The following is a 16,708-nucleotide window of genomic DNA, read 5'->3' as shown; positions in this document are numbered from 1 at the left end:
AGGGGAGGCGAGGGGAAGGGGACGCCGTGCGGTGCGGATTGTTCCCGGCCCGCCCGCCCTGAAGGCGGCGTTCCGCCGGTCAGCGACGATGTTGTGACCTGAGCACCCCCTTGACCACCTTGCCGCTCGCGTTCCTCGGCAGCTCCGCCACGAACTCCACCTCCCTCGGCACCTTGTAGTTCGCCATCTCCCGCCGTGCCCACGCGATCAGGTCGTCCGCCGTGACCCTGGCCGTCGGCCGCCGCACCGCGAACGCCTTCCCGACCTCCCCGAGCCGCGGGTCGGGAACGCCGATGACCGCGACGTCGGCGATGTCCGGGTGCAGGCCGAGGAGTTGCTCGATCTCCGCCGGGTAGGCGTTGAAGCCGCCGACGATGAACATGTCCTTGATGCGGTCCGTGATCCGCAGGTTGCCCGCCTCGTCCATGACCCCGACGTCACCCGTGTGGAGCCAGCCGTCCGCGTCGACGGCCCGCGCCGTCTCCTCCGGGTCCTCGAAGTAGCCGCTCATCACGTGGTGGCCGCGGACCAGCACCTCCCCCGCCTCCGAGAGCCTGACCTCGGTGCCGGGGATCGGACGGCCGGACGTGGTCGCGATGACGTCCGCCGGGTCGCCCCTGCGGCACATCGTGACGATGCCGCTCGCCTCGGAGAGTCCGTACGCCGTGAGGACCGTGCCGACGCCCAGCTCACCGCGCAGGCGCTCCACGAGCCGCAGCGGCACGACGGCCGCGCCCGTGACCACGAGCCGCAGGGCGGAGAGGTCGTACGAGGAGCGGGCCGGGTGGTCCAGGAGCGACTGGTGCAGGGTGGGCGGACCGGGCAGGACCGAGATGCGCTCGGCGGCGATGTTCGCGAGGGCGGTGTCGACGTTGAAGACGGGCTGCGGGACCATCACCGCGCCACGCATCAGACAGGCGATGATCCCTGCCTTGTAGCCGAAGGTGTGGAAGAACGGGTTCACGATCAGATAGCGGTCGCCCTCCCGCAGGCCCGCGAGCTCCGACCAGATGCCGTAGCAGCGCAGCGTCTGCGCGTGCGTGATCACCGCGCCCTTCGGCGCGCCCGTGGTTCCCGAGGTGTAGATGATGTCCGAGGGGTCGGCGGAGTCGATCGCGGCGGCCCTGGCGCGGACTTCCGCCGAGGAGACCGCCTCTCCCTCCGCCAGGAAGTCCTTCCAGGTCGTGTACTCCTCGGGTGCCGCGTCCGCGAGCACCACCACCCTTTCCAGGTGCGGGAGTTCGACCCCGGCGCGGCGCAGGGAGGCCACGTACGAGGTGCCCAGGAAGGTCCCGGTGACGAAGAGCAGCTTCGCCCGGGAGCGGGAGATGACGTACGCCGCCTCCGTGCCCTTGAAGCGGGTGTTCAGCGGTACGAGGACCGCCCCCGCCGTCACCGCCCCGAGCGCCGAGACGATCCAGTCCAGGGTGTTCGGCGCCCAGATCGCGACCCGGTCGCCGCGCTCCACGCCTGACGCGAGACAGGCCGCGGCGGCGCGTTCGACGCGCTCGCCCAGCTCCTCGTACGAGACGCGGGTACGGCCGTCGACCACCGCCTCCGCCGCCCCGTACCGTTCGGCCGCCGAGCGTACGAGCCCCGCTATCGAGCCCCATTCCAGGTCGCCGCGCATCGCAGTCCCTTCCGCCGCACCCGTAGCTGACTATCCGTCAGATTAGCTGTACCCTGACGCGCTGTCAGCAGCTCGCGATCGGGGAGGTTGCAGTGCTCAAGGACGCCACGGCCATCGTCGGGATCGGACAGACACCATTCGCGAAACAGCTCCCCGAGTCCGAGAAGACGCTCGCCTGCCGGGCGATCCTCGCGGCACTCGACGACGCCGGCATCGCGCCCTCCGAGGTCGACGCCTTCGCCTCGTACACGATGGAGGAGACCGACGAGGTCGAGGTCGCCAAGGCCATCGGCGCCGGCGACGTCACCTTCTTCTCCAAGGTCGGCTTCGGCGGCGGGGGCTCGTGCGCCACCGTCGGCCATCTCGCCGCCGCCGTCGCCACCGGGCAGGCGAGCGTCGGGGTGGCCTGGCGGTCACGCAAGCGCGGCAGCGGCCCCCGGCCGTGGAAGAACACCGCCGTGCAGCTGCCCACCCCCGGCCAGTGGACCCGGCCCTTCGGGCTCCTGCGGCCCTCCGACGAGATCGGCATGCTCGCCCGCCGCTACATGCACGAGTACGGCGCCACCCGCGACCACCTCTTCAACGTCGCTCTCGCCTGCCGCAACCGCGCCAACCAGAACCCGGCCGCGATCATGTACGAGCGCCCGCTGACCCGCGAGATGTACATGACCGCGCGCTGGATCAGCGAACCGCTCTGCCTCTTCGACAACTGCCTGGAGACCGACGGCGCGCTGGCGTGCGTGATCGTCGGCGCCGAGCGGGCCCGCGACTGCCGGCAGAAGCCCGTGTACGTCCACTCCGCCGCCCAGGGCCTGCCCTCCCAGCACCACGGGATGGTCAACTACTGGAACGACGACCCGCTCACCGGACCCGCCTGGACCGCCGCCCGGCACCTCTGGAAGCAGGCCGACTTCGGGCCCCAGGACGTCGACGTCGCCCAGATCTACGACGCGTTCACCCCGCTCATCCCGCTCTCCCTGGAGGGGTACGGCTTCTGCGACCGCGGCGAGGGCGCCGCGTTCACCGAGGGCGGCGCGCTGGAGATCGGCGGCCGGCTGCCCATCAACACCGGCGGCGGCGGACTCAGCGAGGCGTACGTCCACGGCTTCAACCTCATCAACGAGGGCGTGAAGCAGCTCCGCGGCACCTCCACCGCCCAGGTCCCGGACGCCGCGACCTGCCTGGTCACCGCGGGCGAGGGCGTCCCCACATCGGCCATCCTGCTTCGAGCCTGAGGAGTTGAGTCCCACCATGCTGACGCCTGTCGTGGACGAGGACGGCGCCCCCTTCTGGGAGTACGCCGCCCGGGGCGAACTGAGGATCCAGGGCTGCGCCGACTGCGGCGAGCTGCGCTTCCCGCCCCGGCCCTGCTGCCCGCACTGCCAGTCCTTCGCCGCCGAGTGGCGCCTGATGTCGGGACGCGGCCGGATCTGGTCGTACGTCCTGCCCCACCCGCCGCTCCTGCCGGACTACGCCGCCCAGGCCCCGTACAACGCCGTGGTCGTCGAGCTCGTCGACGCCCCCCGCATCCGGCTCGTCGGAAACGTCGTCGCCACCCCCGGCGCGGCGCTCGACTCGGTCGACCCGGAGCGGCTGCGGATCGGGGCGGGCGTGCGGGTCGCGTTCACCGAGATCGACGGCATGGCCGTGCCCCGCTGGCTCCTGGAGCGCGGATGACCCTCACCGTCGTACGCGACAAGGAGACCGGCGTCGCGGTCGTCACCCTCGACCGGGCCGAGAAGCACAACGCCATCACCCTGGACATGGCGCGCCGGCTGGCCGACACCTGGCGTGAGTTCAGGTACGAGGACGAGGTGCGGGCGGTCGTCGTCACCGGCGCGGGCACCCGGGCCTTCTGCACCGGCATCGACCGCTCGGCCGAGGTCCCCCAGCCGTCCTCCCCGTACACGATCGACGATCCGCTCGTCGCCGTCGGACCCAAGGCGAACGACCTGTGGAAGCCGGTGGTGGCCGCCGTGGAGGGGATGGCCTGCGGCGGGGCGTTCTACCTGCTCGGGGAGGCGGAGTTCCTCGTCGCCGGGGAGGACGCGACCTTCTTCGACCCGCACACCGCCTACGGGATGGTCAGCGCCTTCGAGACCATCCACATGGCGCAGAGGATGCCGTTCGGGGAGGTCGCGCGCATGGCACTGATGGGCACGGCCGAGCGGATCTCGGCCCGCCGGGCGTACGAGACGGGGCTCGTCTCCGAGCTGACGGAACCCGGCGGGGCGCTGGACGCCGCCCGCCGGGCCGCCGCCGTCATCGCGGCGTACCCGACCGAGGCGGTCCAGGGCACCGTCCGCGCCCTGTGGTCGGCCAAGGAGGCCGCCCGCGCCCAGGCCCTCGCCCACGCGCCGCACCTCGTGACGCTGGGGAACCTGCCGCCGGAGCGGCAGGCGGAGCTGTTCACGAGGCGGACGGCGGGCTTCCGGACGCGGTAGCGAGGCGTCTCGTCAGCCGATGGTGCGGTCGGCGTCGACGACGACGCACTGGGTGTACTCGGAGCCGTCGCCGGTGCCGGTGTACGGGGTCGTCGCCTCGGCCGGCGTCGAGGCGCCGCCCTCGACGCGGACGTCGTCCACCTTGGCCATCGCGATGTTGGCGCTCGGGTCGCCCTTGAACTGCAGGGAGACGTCGTAGAGGTACGCGGCGGAGTCGCTGTTGGTGATCGTCACCTTGGCGACCAGGTTCTTCCGGTCGTCGCTGAGCTTGCACTCGTCGATGCGGACGTCGCGCTGGGCCTTGTCCCTCGACGAGCCGCCGACGCCGCCGGTGGTCACGCCACCGCTGCTGGAGCTGCTGCTGTCGGAGCCGCCGCTGGAGCTGCTGTTGCTGCCGGAGCTGCTGGAGCCGCCGCCGGAGCAGCTGCCGCCGTGGGAGCCGCGGGCGCCGGTGAGCGCGACCAGAGCGATACCGAAGACGGCGATGGCACGGACATGACGAAGCTTCACGCTTCAACCCCCGTTGAATGTGCGGTGTACGAATGAGCGGATGCGCCCGCCTTGACGGGCGCACGTCACCCTACTGGACGGAGACGCCCGCGATTTCACACGTCCGGACCCGGTCGACCGCGCTCGGCGACTCCATCGCCACGTCGAAGACCTTGGTCTCTCCAGGCCCCACGATGACGTCCTCGGAGGCCTCGTCCCGCCTCATGCCGCCCGCGTCCTGGAACTCCAGCTCAACGCGGAACGTCTCCGTCACCGTGGCCCGCGAGGTGATCCGGACACTGGCGGTGGTGTCCGCCTTCCGGGCCGGCCGGCCTTTGCGCTTCTTCTGCGCGAACTTCACACAATCCACCACCGTCACCTCCGCCGGAACGGAGGACGCGGTGACCGTCGGGGAGGGCGCGGAGCCGGTCGGGTAGGGCTCGGAGCCGCCGGAGGAGCCTCCGCTGTCACCGCCGCTCAGGTCGTCGTCGTAGTCGTGGTCGTTGTTCTTCTTCTTGGAGCTGGAGCAGCCGCCGCCGCTCGAACCACCACGGCTCTTGCCGCCGCTGCCGCCGCTGCTCTTGCCCGTCTGGAAGCCGGTCAGCGCCAGCACGACCACCACGAGCACCGCCGAGAACCGCAGCCGTCGTCCTGCCTTCACCGCGCCCCGCCCTTCCGCATTTCTGTCGTGTCCCTGCCTTGCGCGCGCCACCCTAGCGCCGCGTGGCGGGGCCCCCGCACCCGGCGTAGCGTCGACAGCGAGAGCCGGACCGTAAGGAGGCCGATCGATGGTCCGCAACGTCATCGGCTCGGTTCTGGCCCTCGCCGGAGCGACGGCCGCCGTCTGGAGCCCCTTCCGTGCCTGGTACGACGGCCGTCACGGCAGCGAATACCGCATCCAGGACCTGTTCGGGGGCATCACCGACGTCAAGGCGGACGTGATCGGTTCGATTCTGCTGCCGTTCGCCTTCGCGGCCGTGATCACCCTCGCCGGCGTGGTCTTCCGCTCCCGCCTGCTCGTGGCCTTCGCCGGGCTGACCGTGCTGGGCTTCACCGTCCTGTGGATGGTCCGCGTCGGCCAGGCCGAGGGCGGTCTGACGATCACCGGCGACGGTACGGGGCTCGGCGACGGCGTCGCGAACGCCCTCGGCGGCGGGGTCCTGCTCCTCCTGGCGTCCCTCGTCATGTCCGGCCGCCGGGCACCCAGGCGCACCCTGCCCCTCGGCGGGCCGGAGTCCGGCCGCCGCACGGAGCCCTGGCCTCCGGCGGATCACACGCCGCCCGGCGGGCCCGTAGGCCCCGACAGCCCGACGCAGCCCGGCCACCCGATGCCGGACGACCCCTACGGCGCGCCCACGCGGACCATGGACGTCCCGCCCTGGGACCAGGACCCGGGACAGCAGCCGCCGCCCAGCCACCGCGCCTGACCGCTCCCCGGCCCGACGCGGCCTCCCCGACCGGCGGCGACGGCCCGGCTCTGGAGTTCCCCGACCGGCGCGACGCCCGGCCCGCGGACCGGCGCGACGACACGGCTCTGGAGTTCCCCGACCGGCGGCAACGACCCGGCTCGCGGCGTCCCCGACGGGCGCGACGACCCGCCCGCGGACCGGCACGACGACACGGCTCTGGAGTTCCCCGACCGGCGGCGACGACCCGGCTCGCGGCGTCCCCCACCGGCGCGACGCCCGGCCCGCGGACCGGCACGACGACACGGCTCTGGGGTTCCGCGACCGGCGGCGACGACACGGCTCTGGGGTTCCGCGACCGGCGGCGACGACACGGCTCGCGGCGTCCCCGACCGGCGCGACGACACGGCTCGCGGGCTCAGGCCCTGGGTGCCGCCGCCCCGCGGCCGGTCGCCGTGCCCTTCACCGCGTCCAGCGCGTACACGCACCGGTCCTTGCTGCACGCGTACACGACCCCGCCCCGCGCCACCGGCGAGCCGGTGATCTCGCCGCCGGTCGCGAGCTTCCAGCGCAGCTGGCCGCCCGTCGCGTCCAGCGTGTACAGGACGTGGTCCGCGGAGCCGAAGTGCACCCGGCCGTCGGCGACGACCGGCGCACCGGTCAGCTCGCCGCCCGCCGCGAACCGCCACTTCGGCGTGCCGGTGACGGCGTCGAGCGTGTACAGCGCGCTCCCGCTGCCCACGTGGACGTTGCCGTCGACGACCAGGACCGGCTCGATCGACTGGCGCGACTCGGTCGCGATCCGCCAGCGGTCCTGTCCGGTGGTCGCGTCGAGCGCGTACACCGTCCCGAGGTAGTCGGCGAGGTAGACCCCGCCGCCGGTGACGGCGGGACCGGGCGCGAAGGCCGGCGGCGAGAGGAAGACGGCGGGCGCCTCGAAGTGCCAGCGGACGTGCCCGCCCGCGATGTCGATCGAGAGGACCCGCGTCCCGGCCGCGACGTACACGCAGCCGTCCTCCGCCGGAGTCACCCGCACCGGCACGTTGCCGCACGAGGCGGCGTCGCCGACCGGGTACGACCAGCGCTCGACACCCGTACGGGCGTCCAGCGCCTGGAGCCTGGCCTCGCGCCACACGTACACCGTGTCGCCGTGCACGGCGGGCCCCGCCTCCGGGGTCTCGAACTCCGTCTGCGCGCCGGTGATCTCCCACAGCTTGGCGCCGTTGGAGGCCTCCCAGCCCTGGACGCCGCCGCCCCGGGTACCGGTGACGACCGTGCCCCGGTCGACCTTGAGCGAGTACACCCAGGCGTCCGTCTGGAGCCGCCAGCGCTCGCCGCCGTCGGTCGCGTCGAGCGCGTAGAGCGTCGGCCCGTCGGAGGCGTGGATACGGCCCTGGGCCACCGCCATCGACCAGGCGACGTCCCGCGTCTTGAACTGGCGGCGGCCGCTGGCCACGTCCAGGGCGTGCACCTCGAAGGAGGTCACGTAGAGCAGGTCGCCGGCGACGACCGGGGTGCCCCAGACGTCGTTCGACATCCGGAAGCGCCAGGGCCGCCAGTGCGCGGGCTCGGGCGCCGCCTCCGGCGCCGGTGCGGGTACGGGGAGCGGGCGGGCGCCCGGCGGCGGGCCGGGCTCTGCGCCGTTCGCACCGCCGCCGGGCGGGCGGATCCAGCCGGTGGCGGTGTCCGAGACCTGACCGATCGCGGCGCGCGTGTCGGCGACCCGGGGGCCGGGTCCGATCGGGACGGCGGCTCCGGCCAGCCGTACGGGACCGGAGGACTCGGCCGGGGCGGCGTGCCGCCCGCCCCCGGGACGCGGGTCGGCGCCGTGGCCGGGGCGCGGGTCGGCGCCCCACTCCGGTGCCTGGCGGGGCGGACGCGGCGGGGCGGGCGGGGCGGCCGGGGGCGGCGGGGCGCTCGGACGGCCGCCGCGGCGCGTCTCGATCATGGCGGTCGCCGACTGCGGCAGCCACGCCGACGCCGTCCCGCTGTCGTCACTGCCCGGTCCGAAGAGATGGGGCGCGAGCTGGGCCTGCAGATCGGCCGGGGAGGGACGGCGCGAGACGTCCATCTGCATACAGGAGTCGATCAGCGGACGCAGCTCGTCGGGCAGCCCCTCCAGGTCCGGCCCCTCCCTGAGCAGCATGAACACCGTCTCGACGGGGTTGGCGCCGTGGAAGGGGGCGTGGCCGGTGGCGGCGAAGACCAGCATCGAGCCCAGCGAGAAGACGTCGCTGGCGCCGGTGACGCTGCGCGAGTCGCGGGCCTGCTCGGGCGACATGTACGCGGGCGTGCCGACGGCGACGTTGGTCATGGTCAGCCGGGTGTTGGAGACCCCGGAGGCGATACCGAAGTCGATCACCCGGGGGCCGTCCTCGACGACGAGGACGTTCGACGGCTTCAGGTCGCGGTGGACCAGGCCCGCGCCGTGGATGGACTGCAGGGCCTCGGCGACCCCGGCGGCCAGCCAGCGCACGGCCTGGGCCGGCAGCGGCCCGCACTCGTTCACTATCTCTTCGAGGGAGGGAGCGGGGACGTAGGCGGTGGCGAGCCACGGCACGGCGGCCCGCGGGTCGGCGTCGACGACGGCGGCCGTGTAGAAGCCGGAGACGGCCCGCGCGGCCTCGACCTCACGGGTGAAACGGACACGGAACAGCTGGTCCTCGGCGAGCTCGGTCCGCACGGTCTTGATCGCCACGCGCCGCCCCGACGCCGAGCGCGCGAGATAGACGAGACCCATGCCGCCGGCACCGAGCCGTCCCAGCACCTCGAAGGGCCCGATCCGTCTCGGGTCGTGCTGCGTCAGCTGCTCCACTTGCCTGCCACCTCCCCGTACGGGCCATGAGAATACGGCCCCGTGGCCCTGATTCTTCCTGTCCGGGGCGACGGTTGCGAACCCGGGGGCGGATCGGGGTGTCTCAGTGCATATCGTCGGACGCGGAGGTGGCCCTTTCAGCCGATTCGGCGGATTCGTCGTCCCCCGAACGAGTCGGCGCCCCGGCCACGGGTTCGGGCCCGGTGCCGGCCCGCGCTTCGGCCGAGGTCACGGCCCGGGGTTCGGCCGCCGGATCGTCCGACGGCTCCGAGAGGACCGCGAAGCGGGCGCCCTGGTTGTCGCGGAGGACGGCGATGCGGCCGTGCGGAGTGTCGAAGGGCGGGTTGGTGACCCGGCCGCCGAGCTCGACGGCGGTCGCGCAGGCCGCGTCGCAGTCCGCGACGGCGAAGTAGAGGAGCACGTGCCCCGGCATCTCGGCCGGGAACGCCTCGTTGAGGACGGCCCGGCCGCCGAAGGCGGTGTCGTCCCCGGGGCGGGAGCCGGGCGGGGACCAGACGCGGTAGTCGAAGCCGCCCTCCCTGCCCTCCTCGTCCGCGTCCACCTGGCGGCCGAGGTAGCCGAAGACGGAGGCGTAGAAGGTGTCGACCGCGTCCCGCTCCCTCGTATAGACCTCCATCCAGCAGAAGGAGCCGGGGAGCATCGTCTTCTCGAAGCCTTCGTCGTCCCCGGCCTGCCGGAGCCCGAAGACGGCGCCGCCGGGGTCGGCGGCGAGCGCCAGCACCCCGAAGGGCCCCACCGGGTACGGCTCCATGATCATCTGCCCGCCGGCCTGCTTGATCCGGGCCGCGAGCGTGCCCGCGTTCTCGGTGGCGAGGAAGACGGTCCAGGTGGTGGGCATCCTGCCGTCCCGCTTCGGTACGAGTCCGGCGACGCGCCTGCCGTCGCTGAGGGCCTCGTCGCGGTCGGGGTCGAAGGTCCAGCCGAAGAGCTCGCCGTAGAACCGCTTGCCCGCCTCGAGATCGGGGAGCTGCGCCTCCACCCAGCACGGGGTGCCCTCTGTGAATACGGCCATGGCTCCACGCTAGGCCGGGGGCACTCGCCCCGCACGCCCCATAATCGAACATACCGCCATATAGGGAGGCGGCGATCCGGCGCCTCACGAGTTGTCCACCGAAGTTGTCCACAGGCTGTTAATAAGCCTTTTCGAATGGAGCTGATCGTTCCGCCGCGTCCGGCCCCGCCGGGGAGGGGTGGACGGGGGTGCACCCCATTTGCAGTCGGCCGAATCGCGCGCCGATCACCCCTCGGTAAGCTGACGGCATGACAGGACAAGTACGTACCGTCGACGGCCGCGTGGCCGGACGACGCGGCCAGGCGACGCGGCAGAAGCTGCTCGACTGCCTCAGCGAGATGCTCAGCTCCTCGCCGTACCGGGACGTCAAGGTCATCGACGTGGCCCGGAAGGCGGGCACTTCACCCGCGACGTTCTACCAGTACTTCCCCGACGTCGAGGGCGCCGTCCTCGAGATCGCGGAGGAAATGGCCAAGGAGGGCGCCGCGTTGACCGAGCTGGTCTCCGGCCGCTCCTGGGTCGGCAAGGCCGGCTGGCAGACCTCCGAGGAACTGGTCGAGGGATTCCTGGACTTCTGGCGCAAGCACGACGCGATCCTGCGGGTCGTGGACCTCGGTGCCGCGGAGGGCGACAAGCGGTTCTACAAGATCCGCATGAAGATCCTGAACTCCGTCACCAACTCCCTCACGGACAGCGTGAAGGAGCTCCAGTCGAAGGGCAAGGTCGACAAGGACGTCAGCCCCGCGGCGATGGCGGGCTCCCTGGTGGCGATGCTGGCCTCGGTGGCCGGCCACCAGAAGGGCTTCCAGACCTGGGGCGTGAAGCAGGCCGAACTGAAGCCGAATCTGGCGCTGTTGGTGCACCTGGGCATCACGGGCAAGAAGCCGACGAAGTAGCTTCGGGCCCGCCGGTCACGCGCACCCGTACGCGCCCTTACCCGCCCGCACCCGCCCGTACGCAGCCGTGCGCACCCTGCGCACCGGCCCTCGCGCACCGGCCCTCGCGCACCCTGCGGGCACGCCCTCGGATCGCGGCCTGATCCCCGCCCGCCCCGTTCCTCGTCCGTCCTGTCGCGCCGGCGGCGGTCCCCTTCGTGAGACCGCCGCCGGCGTTTTCCCTGTCCGGCGGCGGGCGGGACCTCAGCGCCTCGTCAGGCGGAAGAGCCTGATCTCGCGCTCCACCCGCTGCTGGTACGTCGCGTACGGCGGCCAGAAGGCGAGCGCCGCACGCCACGCCTCCGCCCGCTCCTCCCCCGCCAGCAGCTCCGCCCGTACCGGGATCGTCTCGCCGCGCCAACTCACCTCGGCGTCGGGGTGTTTCAGCAGGTTCGCCGTCCAGGCCGGATGCCCGTCGCGCCCGAAGTTCGACCCGATCAGGAGCCAGGTGCCGGCGGGCTCCGGCATGCACGCGAGGGGCGTCACCCGCGGCTGCCCCGACCTGGCACCCTTCGCCGTCAGGACGACCCCGGGCAGCATCTGGGCGCTCAGCAGCACCTTTCCGCGCGTCAGCCGGTGCACGGCCCGGTCCATGGCCGGGACGAAGTGCGGAGCGACCTTCGCGAACGCCCTCGTGGACGAGACCTTCTGCATCAGACGCAACCCCACGGGCATCAGGCCGCCACCTCTCCGAAGAGACCCGTCGCCTGGGCCGCCCGCTCGCGCAGCCGGCGCGCGGGCCCGAAGAGCAGCTCGTCGGCCGTGGCCCGCTTGATGTACAGATGCGCCTCGTGCTCCCAGGTGAAGCCGATGCCGCCGTGGAGCTGGATCGTCTCGCCGGCGACCGTCCGCAGCGCCTCCAGGGCCGCCGCGAGGGCGAGCGCGCCGGTCGCCGGTTCACGGGCGGCGCCGTAGGTCAGCGAGCGCGCCGCCTCGACCTGGACGTACAGGTCGGCGATCCGGTGCTTGACCGCCTGGAAGGAGCCGACGGGCCGGCCGAACTGCTCGCGGGAACCGACGTACTCGACGGTGCGGTCCAGTGCGGCCTGGGCCGCGCCGATCGCCTCGGCCGCGAGCGCCGCGGCGGCCGTCCGTCCGGTCGCGGCGAGCGTCCCGAGCACGTCGACCGGCTCCTCGCCGAGCAACTCCGCCTCGACATCGCGGAGTTGGATCGACGCCTGGGATCGGGTCGCGTCCAGGGTCGGCTGCCGGGTCCGGACGATTCCGGTCGCGTCCCCGCGGACGAGGAAGAGCAGGGTCCGGCTCCGGGCGAAGCCGCCGGCGTGGGCGGCGACCACGAGCAGCCCGGCGCTGTGCCCGTCGAGGACCTGTGTCACCTCCCCGTACAGCTGCCATCCGCCGTCCGTGGCCCGCGCCTGGACGCCGCCGGCCCGGCCGCCGCCCGCGACCCAGGAGCGGTTGTCGCCCGTGAGACCGAGGGCGAGCGCCAGCGAGGCGCCGGGGACGGCGAGTGCGCAGGTCAGGGAGCCGTCGGCGATGCGGGGCAGCAGGTCGGCGCGCTGCCGCTCGGCGCCGAGGGCGCGGATCGCCGGGGCGGCGAGGAGGGCGGTGGCGAGGAGCGGCGAGGGGGCGAGTGCCCGCCCGGTCTCCTCGCAGGCGAGGACGAGTTCGGCAGGGCCGCAGCCGACGCCTCCGTACTCCTCGGGCAGGGCGAGCCCGGGCAGACCGAGGGCGCCGGACATCCGGCTCCACAGGTCGGTGTCGTACCCCTCGGGGGTCGCGACGGCGGCGCGGACCTCGGCGGGTCCGGAGCGCTTGGCGAGCAGTTCGCGCAAGGTGCGGCGGATCTCGTCCTGCTCCGCGGTGAAGGCGGCGTCCATGGAGCTCCCCTCCGTATCTGACGGCCCGTCATGCTAGGGCGGTCGGAGGAAGAAACCCAGAGTCTGGAGGGAGGGGATGTCGACGGGACGCCCGGGACGGCCGCCGGGCCGGGAACAGGGCGGCCGCCGCGTCCCCGCACGGGGACGGCGAAGAGGACCGGGCGCCGGACGCCGCCCGGAGGTCGCGCACGGGGCGACCCCGCCGGGGCCAAATGCCGGACGGGCGACCCCGCCAGGGCCGGGCGCCGGACGACGCCCGACGGACTCACGGCGCCCCGGCGCCCCGCGCCCCGCGCGCCGCCCGGCCCCGCCGGACCGCCCGCCCACCGCCGTCGCCGCCCACCGCCGTCACCGCCCACCACCACCGCCGCCCACCACCGCCGCCCCCGCTTCAGCAGACGTCGCCCGGCGCCTTCGCCGTCGCGCGCAGCAGGTCCCGTACGAGGGTGAAGTCGACGCGTTCCGGGCGTCGGAAGCGCAGACACCCCTTGCCCATGTCCTGGTCCGCGAGCCGCTCCTCGAAGCCCTCCCGCACGTCCGGGCGCATCAGATAGAAGGAGATGTACTGCTTCTGCGAGGCGAAGGCGATCTCCGGCTCCCCGCCCGGCCGCCGGTAGGTGGGCATGCCGTAGGCCATGGCCTCCTCGAAGCCGTGGAGTTCGGTGCGGCAGAGCTCGCGCAGCCGCACGAGGGCCGTCAGACGGTCCGGCTCCACGATCTCGGCCAGGTAGGTGTCGACGTCTTCGGCCGTACTCCTCGGCATCGGATTCTCCTTATCTGATGTACCGTCAGATTCATGCCCACCACTTCACGGAACCGCGCCGGGCGCCGCGTCGCCGTCGTCGGCATATCCCTCTCCGACTGCGGCCGGGTCGACGAGGCCACTCCCTACACTCTGCACGCCCAGGCGGCCCGCCGCGCCCTCGCGGACAGCGGACTCGACCGCTCGGTGATCGACGGTCTCGCCTCGGCGGGACTCGGCACCCTCGCGCCGGTCGAGGTCGCCGAGTACCTCGGCCTGCGCCCCCGATGGGTGGACTCGACCGCCGTCGGCGGCGCCACCTGGGAGGTCATGGCCGCCCACGCCGCCGACGCCATCGCCGCGGGCCACGCCAACGCCGTCCTGCTCGTCTACGGTTCGACCGCCCGCGCCGACATCAAGGCCCGGCGGCGCACGTCGAACCTCTCCTTCGGAGCGCGCGGCCCGCTGCAGTTCGAGGCCCCCTACGGTCACACCCTGATCGCCAAGTACGCGATGGCGGCCCGTCGCCATATGCACGAGTACGGGACGACCCTGGAGCAGCTCGCCGAGGTCGCCGTGCAGGCACGGGCGAACGCCGCGCTCAACCCGGAGGCGATGTTCCGCGAGCCCGTCACGGTCGACGAGGTGCTGGACGGCCCGATGATCGCCGACCCGTTCACCAAGCTCCACTGCTGCATCCGCAGCGACGGCGGCTGCGCGGTGCTGCTCGCCGCCGAGGAGTACGTACCGGACACGGCCAAGGCGCCGGTGTGGGTCCTCGGCACGGGCGAGCACGTCTCGCACACCACGATGTCGGAGTGGGAGGACTTCACGGTCTCCCCGGCCGCGGTGAGCGGCCGGCTCGCCTTCGAGCGGGCGGGGGTGCGGCCGGAGGACATCGATCTCGCGGAGATCTACGACGCCTTCACGTACATGACGCTGGTGACGCTGGAGGACCTGGGCTTCTGCGCGAAGGGCGAGGGCGGCCCTTTCGTCGGGGAGAAGGACCACCTGCCGGTGAACACGGACGGCGGCGGCCTCTCGGCCTGCCATCCGGGGATGCGGGGCCTGTTCCTGCTGGTGGAGGCGGTGCGGCAGCTGCGCGGGGAGGCGCCGGGGCTCCAGGTGCGCCGGGCGGACGGGAGCCTGCCCGAGCTGGCGGTGGCGTCGGGGACGGGGGGCTGGTTCTGCTCGTCGGGAACGGTGGTGCTCGGCCGGGGCTGAGGCCGGACCGGGGCCGCCCCGCGGATCTATACATCCGTCATAGACAAGCGTGTAGGACATCCGTATAGTCATGGGTGCGGGGCCGCCACGGTGCCGCACCCACACGACGAGGAGTCCCGCCATGACGCACACGCCCGCGAGCAAGACGGTCCTCATCTCCGGCGCCTCGGTCGCCGGACCGGCCCTCGCCCTCCAGCTCCACCGCCACGGCTTCACCCCGACCGTCGTCGAGCGCGCCCCCGAACTCCGCACCGGCGGCTACAAGGTCGACATCCGCGGCACCGCCGTCGAGGTCTGCCGGCGGCTGGGGATCCTCGACGAGATCCGCGCAGGGTCCACGGACATGGCGGGCGGTTCGTACGTCGACGCCAAGGGCCGCACGGTCGGGCAGATGCCCGCGGAGATCTTCGGCGGCCGGGTCGAGCAGGACGACGAGATCATGCGCGGCGACCTCGCCCGGATCCTGTACGAGCGGACCCGCGAGGACGTCGAGTACCTCTTCGGCGACTCGATCGCCGCCCTCGACGACGACGGCGACGGCGTCGACGTCACCTTCGAGAGCGGAGCGCGCCGCCGCTTCGACCTGGTGGTCGGCGCGGACGGCATGCACTCGAACACCCGGCGCCTCGTCTTCGGCGACGAGCGGCGCTTCCGGCGGTACCTGGGCGCGTACATCTCGATCTTCAGCGGCCCCAACCGGCTGGGCCTCACCCGCTGGGAGACCTACCACGCCCGCCCGGACAAGCTGGTCTCCGTCTACAGCACGGCCGGCGAGCAGGCGCACACCGCCAAGAACTGCTTCGTCTTCGCCGCACCCGAGGAGCTCTCCTACGACCACCGGGACCCGGACGCCCAGAAGCGGCTGCTCGCCGACGCCTTCGCGGGCGACGACTGGGAGATCCCGCGGCTGATCGCCGACGCGTCCGGAGCCGACGACTTCTACTTCGACGCCATCGCCCTCATCGAGATGGACCGCTGGTCGAGCGGCCGCGTCGTCCTCCTCGGCGACGCCGCCCACTGCGCCTCCCCCGCCTCGGGCCAGGGCACCGGCCTCGCCCTCACCGGCGCGTACGTCCTCGCGGGCGAACTCGCCGCGGCCCACGGCGACCACAGCACGGCCTTCGCGGAGTACGAGCGCGTCATGCGGCCGGGCGTGGAGCTGAACCAGCGGTTCGCGGCCGGCTTCGCGAAGGAGATGACGGTCTCCTCCCGCTGGAAGATCGCCCTGCGCATGCTGATGGTCCGCACGCTCCCCCGCACTCCGTGGAAGAACCTGATCGCGAAGAAGATCCGCGACGACATCCAGCGCGCGGCCCACGCGGTCCCCCTGAAGGAGTACCCGGCCGCGCCGGTCCGGCCGGCTACCGCTTGCGGGCCTCGATGAGGAAGCGGGACGCGTGCGCGACGAACGGGCCCTCCCGCTCGATCCGTTCGTGCAGCTCCCGCAGCCGGTCCCGGTACGCCTCCACCGTGAAGCCGGGCACCATCCAGATCACCTTGCGCAGGAAGTACACGACCGCGCCGATGTCGAAGAACTCCGTCCGCAGCGTCTGCGGACGGAGATCGACCACATCGAGGCCGGCGGCGCGTGCCTGCGCACTCTCGTCGTCGGGGTGACGGCCGCGCCGGACCTCCTCGGGCTGCGGCCCGAGGAAGAACTCGACCAGTTCGAAGACCGAGGCGGGGCCGACGTGCTGGGCCAGATACGTCCCGCCGGGACGCAGCACCCGGGCGATCTCGGTCCACCACACGGTCGCCGGATGACGGCTCGTGACCAGGTCGAAGGCCGCGTCCGCGAACGGCAGCGGCGGCTCGTCCGGATCGGCTACGACCACGACGCCGAGCGGGTGCAGCAGCCGGGTGGCCTTCACGACGTTCGGCGGCCAGGACTCCGTGGCGGCCAGCACCGCGGGCTTCCCCGCACCGGTCCGCAGGGCACCGGCCAGCACCTCCCCGCCGCCGGTCTGGATGTCCAGAGCGGCCGAGGCTCCGGCGACGCGGTCGCCCAGGAGCCGCTGGTAGCCCCAGGACGGGCGCTCCTCGGTGGCGCGGCCGTCGAGCCAGGAGAAGTCCCAGCCCGCGACGGGCGCCGCCTCGGCCTCAGCGATCAGATCGTCGAAGGAACGTGCCATGACCCCATCATGATGGA

General features: G+C 73.1%; 16 protein-coding genes. 7 read left to right on the top strand and 9 right to left on the bottom strand.

Annotation, left to right across the window (positions count from 1 at the left end; genetic code table 11):
- Positions 1-79: 79 nt before the first annotated feature.
- Positions 80-1,630 carry a FadD3 family acyl-CoA ligase gene (locus ACFVGW_RS18810; RefSeq protein ID WP_385852763.1) on the bottom strand — a complete coding sequence of 517 codons (1,551 nt, stop codon included), beginning with the start codon at positions 1,628-1,630 and terminating at the stop codon, positions 80-82.
- A 92-nt stretch (positions 1,631-1,722) separates the two neighbouring features.
- Here ACFVGW_RS18810 and ACFVGW_RS18805 point away from each other — a divergent pair, with 92 nt between their 5' ends.
- Genes ACFVGW_RS18805 through ACFVGW_RS18795 form a run of 3 tightly spaced genes read left to right on the top strand, consistent with a single transcriptional unit; the run spans position 1,723 to position 4,074 of the window.
- A complete protein-coding gene (locus tag ACFVGW_RS18805) occupies positions 1,723-2,865 on the top strand; it encodes a lipid-transfer protein (protein ID WP_383288200.1) in 1,143 nt (380 codons plus the stop codon).
- A gap of 16 nt (positions 2,866-2,881) precedes the next feature.
- Positions 2,882-3,307, top strand: coding sequence for a Zn-ribbon domain-containing OB-fold protein (locus tag ACFVGW_RS18800; protein WP_383222751.1), 426 nt, complete (start codon positions 2,882-2,884; stop codon positions 3,305-3,307).
- Complete coding sequence (locus ACFVGW_RS18795; protein ID WP_385852762.1) at positions 3,304-4,074, top strand: enoyl-CoA hydratase/isomerase family protein; 771 nt, start codon at positions 3,304-3,306, stop codon at positions 4,072-4,074. Before ACFVGW_RS18800 ends, ACFVGW_RS18795 begins: the two co-directional genes overlap by 4 nt.
- Before the next feature lie 12 nt (positions 4,075-4,086).
- Here the strand turns inward: ACFVGW_RS18795 and ACFVGW_RS18790 are convergent, their stop codons facing one another.
- Entirely contained in the window at positions 4,087-4,584 is a 498-nt protein-coding gene (locus ACFVGW_RS18790; RefSeq protein ID WP_385852761.1) for a hypothetical protein, read from the bottom strand.
- A gap of 70 nt (positions 4,585-4,654) precedes the next feature.
- Positions 4,655-5,224 (bottom strand): hypothetical protein, encoded by a 570-nt coding sequence (locus ACFVGW_RS18785; RefSeq protein WP_385852760.1) that lies wholly within the window; start codon positions 5,222-5,224, stop codon positions 4,655-4,657.
- A gap of 127 nt (positions 5,225-5,351) precedes the next feature.
- Between ACFVGW_RS18785 and ACFVGW_RS18780 the strand changes: the two genes are divergently transcribed.
- Entirely contained in the window at positions 5,352-5,990 is a 639-nt protein-coding gene (locus ACFVGW_RS18780) for a hypothetical protein (protein WP_385852759.1), read from the top strand.
- Between the two features lie 397 nt (positions 5,991-6,387).
- Here the strand turns inward: ACFVGW_RS18780 and ACFVGW_RS18775 are convergent, their stop codons facing one another.
- Together ACFVGW_RS18775 and ACFVGW_RS18770 are read right to left on the bottom strand one after the other, a co-directional pair.
- Complete coding sequence (locus ACFVGW_RS18775) at positions 6,388-8,784, bottom strand: serine/threonine-protein kinase (RefSeq protein WP_385852758.1); 2,397 nt, start codon at positions 8,782-8,784, stop codon at positions 6,388-6,390.
- A gap of 103 nt (positions 8,785-8,887) precedes the next feature.
- Positions 8,888-9,817, bottom strand: coding sequence for a VOC family protein (locus ACFVGW_RS18770; protein WP_385852757.1), 930 nt, complete (start codon positions 9,815-9,817; stop codon positions 8,888-8,890).
- A gap of 248 nt (positions 9,818-10,065) precedes the next feature.
- Here ACFVGW_RS18770 and ACFVGW_RS18765 point away from each other — a divergent pair, with 248 nt between their 5' ends.
- Complete coding sequence (locus ACFVGW_RS18765; RefSeq protein ID WP_352187108.1) at positions 10,066-10,713, top strand: TetR family transcriptional regulator; 648 nt, start codon at positions 10,066-10,068, stop codon at positions 10,711-10,713.
- A 243-nt stretch (positions 10,714-10,956) separates the two neighbouring features.
- On the opposite strand, the gene ACFVGW_RS18760 is transcribed toward ACFVGW_RS18765, so the two are convergent.
- From ACFVGW_RS18760 to ACFVGW_RS18750, 3 genes are all read right to left on the bottom strand, one after another.
- Positions 10,957-11,427 (bottom strand): nitroreductase family deazaflavin-dependent oxidoreductase, encoded by a 471-nt coding sequence (locus ACFVGW_RS18760; RefSeq protein ID WP_385852756.1) that lies wholly within the window; start codon positions 11,425-11,427, stop codon positions 10,957-10,959.
- The gene (locus ACFVGW_RS18755) at positions 11,427-12,593 is read right to left on the bottom strand and encodes an acyl-CoA dehydrogenase family protein (protein ID WP_385852755.1); all 1,167 of its coding nucleotides are present in this window, start codon (positions 12,591-12,593) and stop codon (positions 11,427-11,429) included. Before ACFVGW_RS18755 ends, ACFVGW_RS18760 begins: the two co-directional genes overlap by 1 nt.
- A gap of 391 nt (positions 12,594-12,984) precedes the next feature.
- Entirely contained in the window at positions 12,985-13,356 is a 372-nt protein-coding gene (locus tag ACFVGW_RS18750) for a DUF1801 domain-containing protein (protein ID WP_352187105.1), read from the bottom strand.
- Between the two features lie 33 nt (positions 13,357-13,389).
- Here ACFVGW_RS18750 and ACFVGW_RS18745 point away from each other — a divergent pair, with 33 nt between their 5' ends.
- Complete coding sequence (locus ACFVGW_RS18745) at positions 13,390-14,559, top strand: acetyl-CoA acetyltransferase (RefSeq protein WP_385852754.1); 1,170 nt, start codon at positions 13,390-13,392, stop codon at positions 14,557-14,559.
- A 121-nt stretch (positions 14,560-14,680) separates the two neighbouring features.
- Complete coding sequence (locus ACFVGW_RS18740) at positions 14,681-15,943, top strand: FAD-dependent monooxygenase (protein WP_385852753.1); 1,263 nt, start codon at positions 14,681-14,683, stop codon at positions 15,941-15,943.
- Here ACFVGW_RS18740 and ACFVGW_RS18735 read toward each other — a convergent pair.
- Positions 15,921-16,691: a methyltransferase domain-containing protein gene (locus ACFVGW_RS18735; RefSeq protein ID WP_383222728.1), complete on the bottom strand. Its 771-nt coding sequence runs from the start codon at positions 16,689-16,691 to the stop codon at positions 15,921-15,923. The two genes, ACFVGW_RS18740 and ACFVGW_RS18735, sit on opposite strands and share 23 nt — an antisense overlap.
- Between the last annotated feature and the right edge of the window lie 17 nt (positions 16,692-16,708).

Source organism: Streptomyces sp. NPDC127129 (genome assembly GCF_042671585.1).
In the GTDB taxonomy this organism is placed as follows: Bacteria; Actinomycetota; Actinomycetes; order Streptomycetales; family Streptomycetaceae; genus Streptomyces.
Note: the sequence above shows the minus strand (reverse complement) of the source record. Positions and strands in the feature narration are given on the sequence as shown.

Excerpts from the sequence above, each read along its gene's own strand:
- ACFVGW_RS18810 (WP_385852763.1), bottom strand. The coding sequence starts at position 1,630 with ATGCGCGGCGACCTGGAATGGGGCTCGATAGCGGGGCTCGTACGCTCG.
- ACFVGW_RS18800 (WP_383222751.1), top strand. The coding sequence starts at position 2,882 with ATGCTGACGCCTGTCGTGGACGAGGACGGCGCCCCCTTCTGGGAGTAC.
- ACFVGW_RS18795 (WP_385852762.1), top strand. The coding sequence starts at position 3,304 with ATGACCCTCACCGTCGTACGCGACAAGGAGACCGGCGTCGCGGTCGTC.
- ACFVGW_RS18780 (WP_385852759.1), top strand. The coding sequence starts at position 5,352 with ATGGTCCGCAACGTCATCGGCTCGGTTCTGGCCCTCGCCGGAGCGACG.
- ACFVGW_RS18770 (WP_385852757.1), bottom strand. The coding sequence starts at position 9,817 with ATGGCCGTATTCACAGAGGGCACCCCGTGCTGGGTGGAGGCGCAGCTC.
- ACFVGW_RS18765 (WP_352187108.1), top strand. The coding sequence starts at position 10,066 with ATGACAGGACAAGTACGTACCGTCGACGGCCGCGTGGCCGGACGACGC.
- ACFVGW_RS18760 (WP_385852756.1), bottom strand. The coding sequence starts at position 11,427 with ATGCCCGTGGGGTTGCGTCTGATGCAGAAGGTCTCGTCCACGAGGGCG.
- ACFVGW_RS18755 (WP_385852755.1), bottom strand. The coding sequence starts at position 12,593 with ATGGACGCCGCCTTCACCGCGGAGCAGGACGAGATCCGCCGCACCTTG.
- ACFVGW_RS18750 (WP_352187105.1), bottom strand. The coding sequence starts at position 13,356 with ATGCCGAGGAGTACGGCCGAAGACGTCGACACCTACCTGGCCGAGATC.
- ACFVGW_RS18745 (WP_385852754.1), top strand. The coding sequence starts at position 13,390 with ATGCCCACCACTTCACGGAACCGCGCCGGGCGCCGCGTCGCCGTCGTC.
- ACFVGW_RS18740 (WP_385852753.1), top strand. The coding sequence starts at position 14,681 with ATGACGCACACGCCCGCGAGCAAGACGGTCCTCATCTCCGGCGCCTCG.
- ACFVGW_RS18735 (WP_383222728.1), bottom strand. The coding sequence starts at position 16,691 with ATGGCACGTTCCTTCGACGATCTGATCGCTGAGGCCGAGGCGGCGCCC.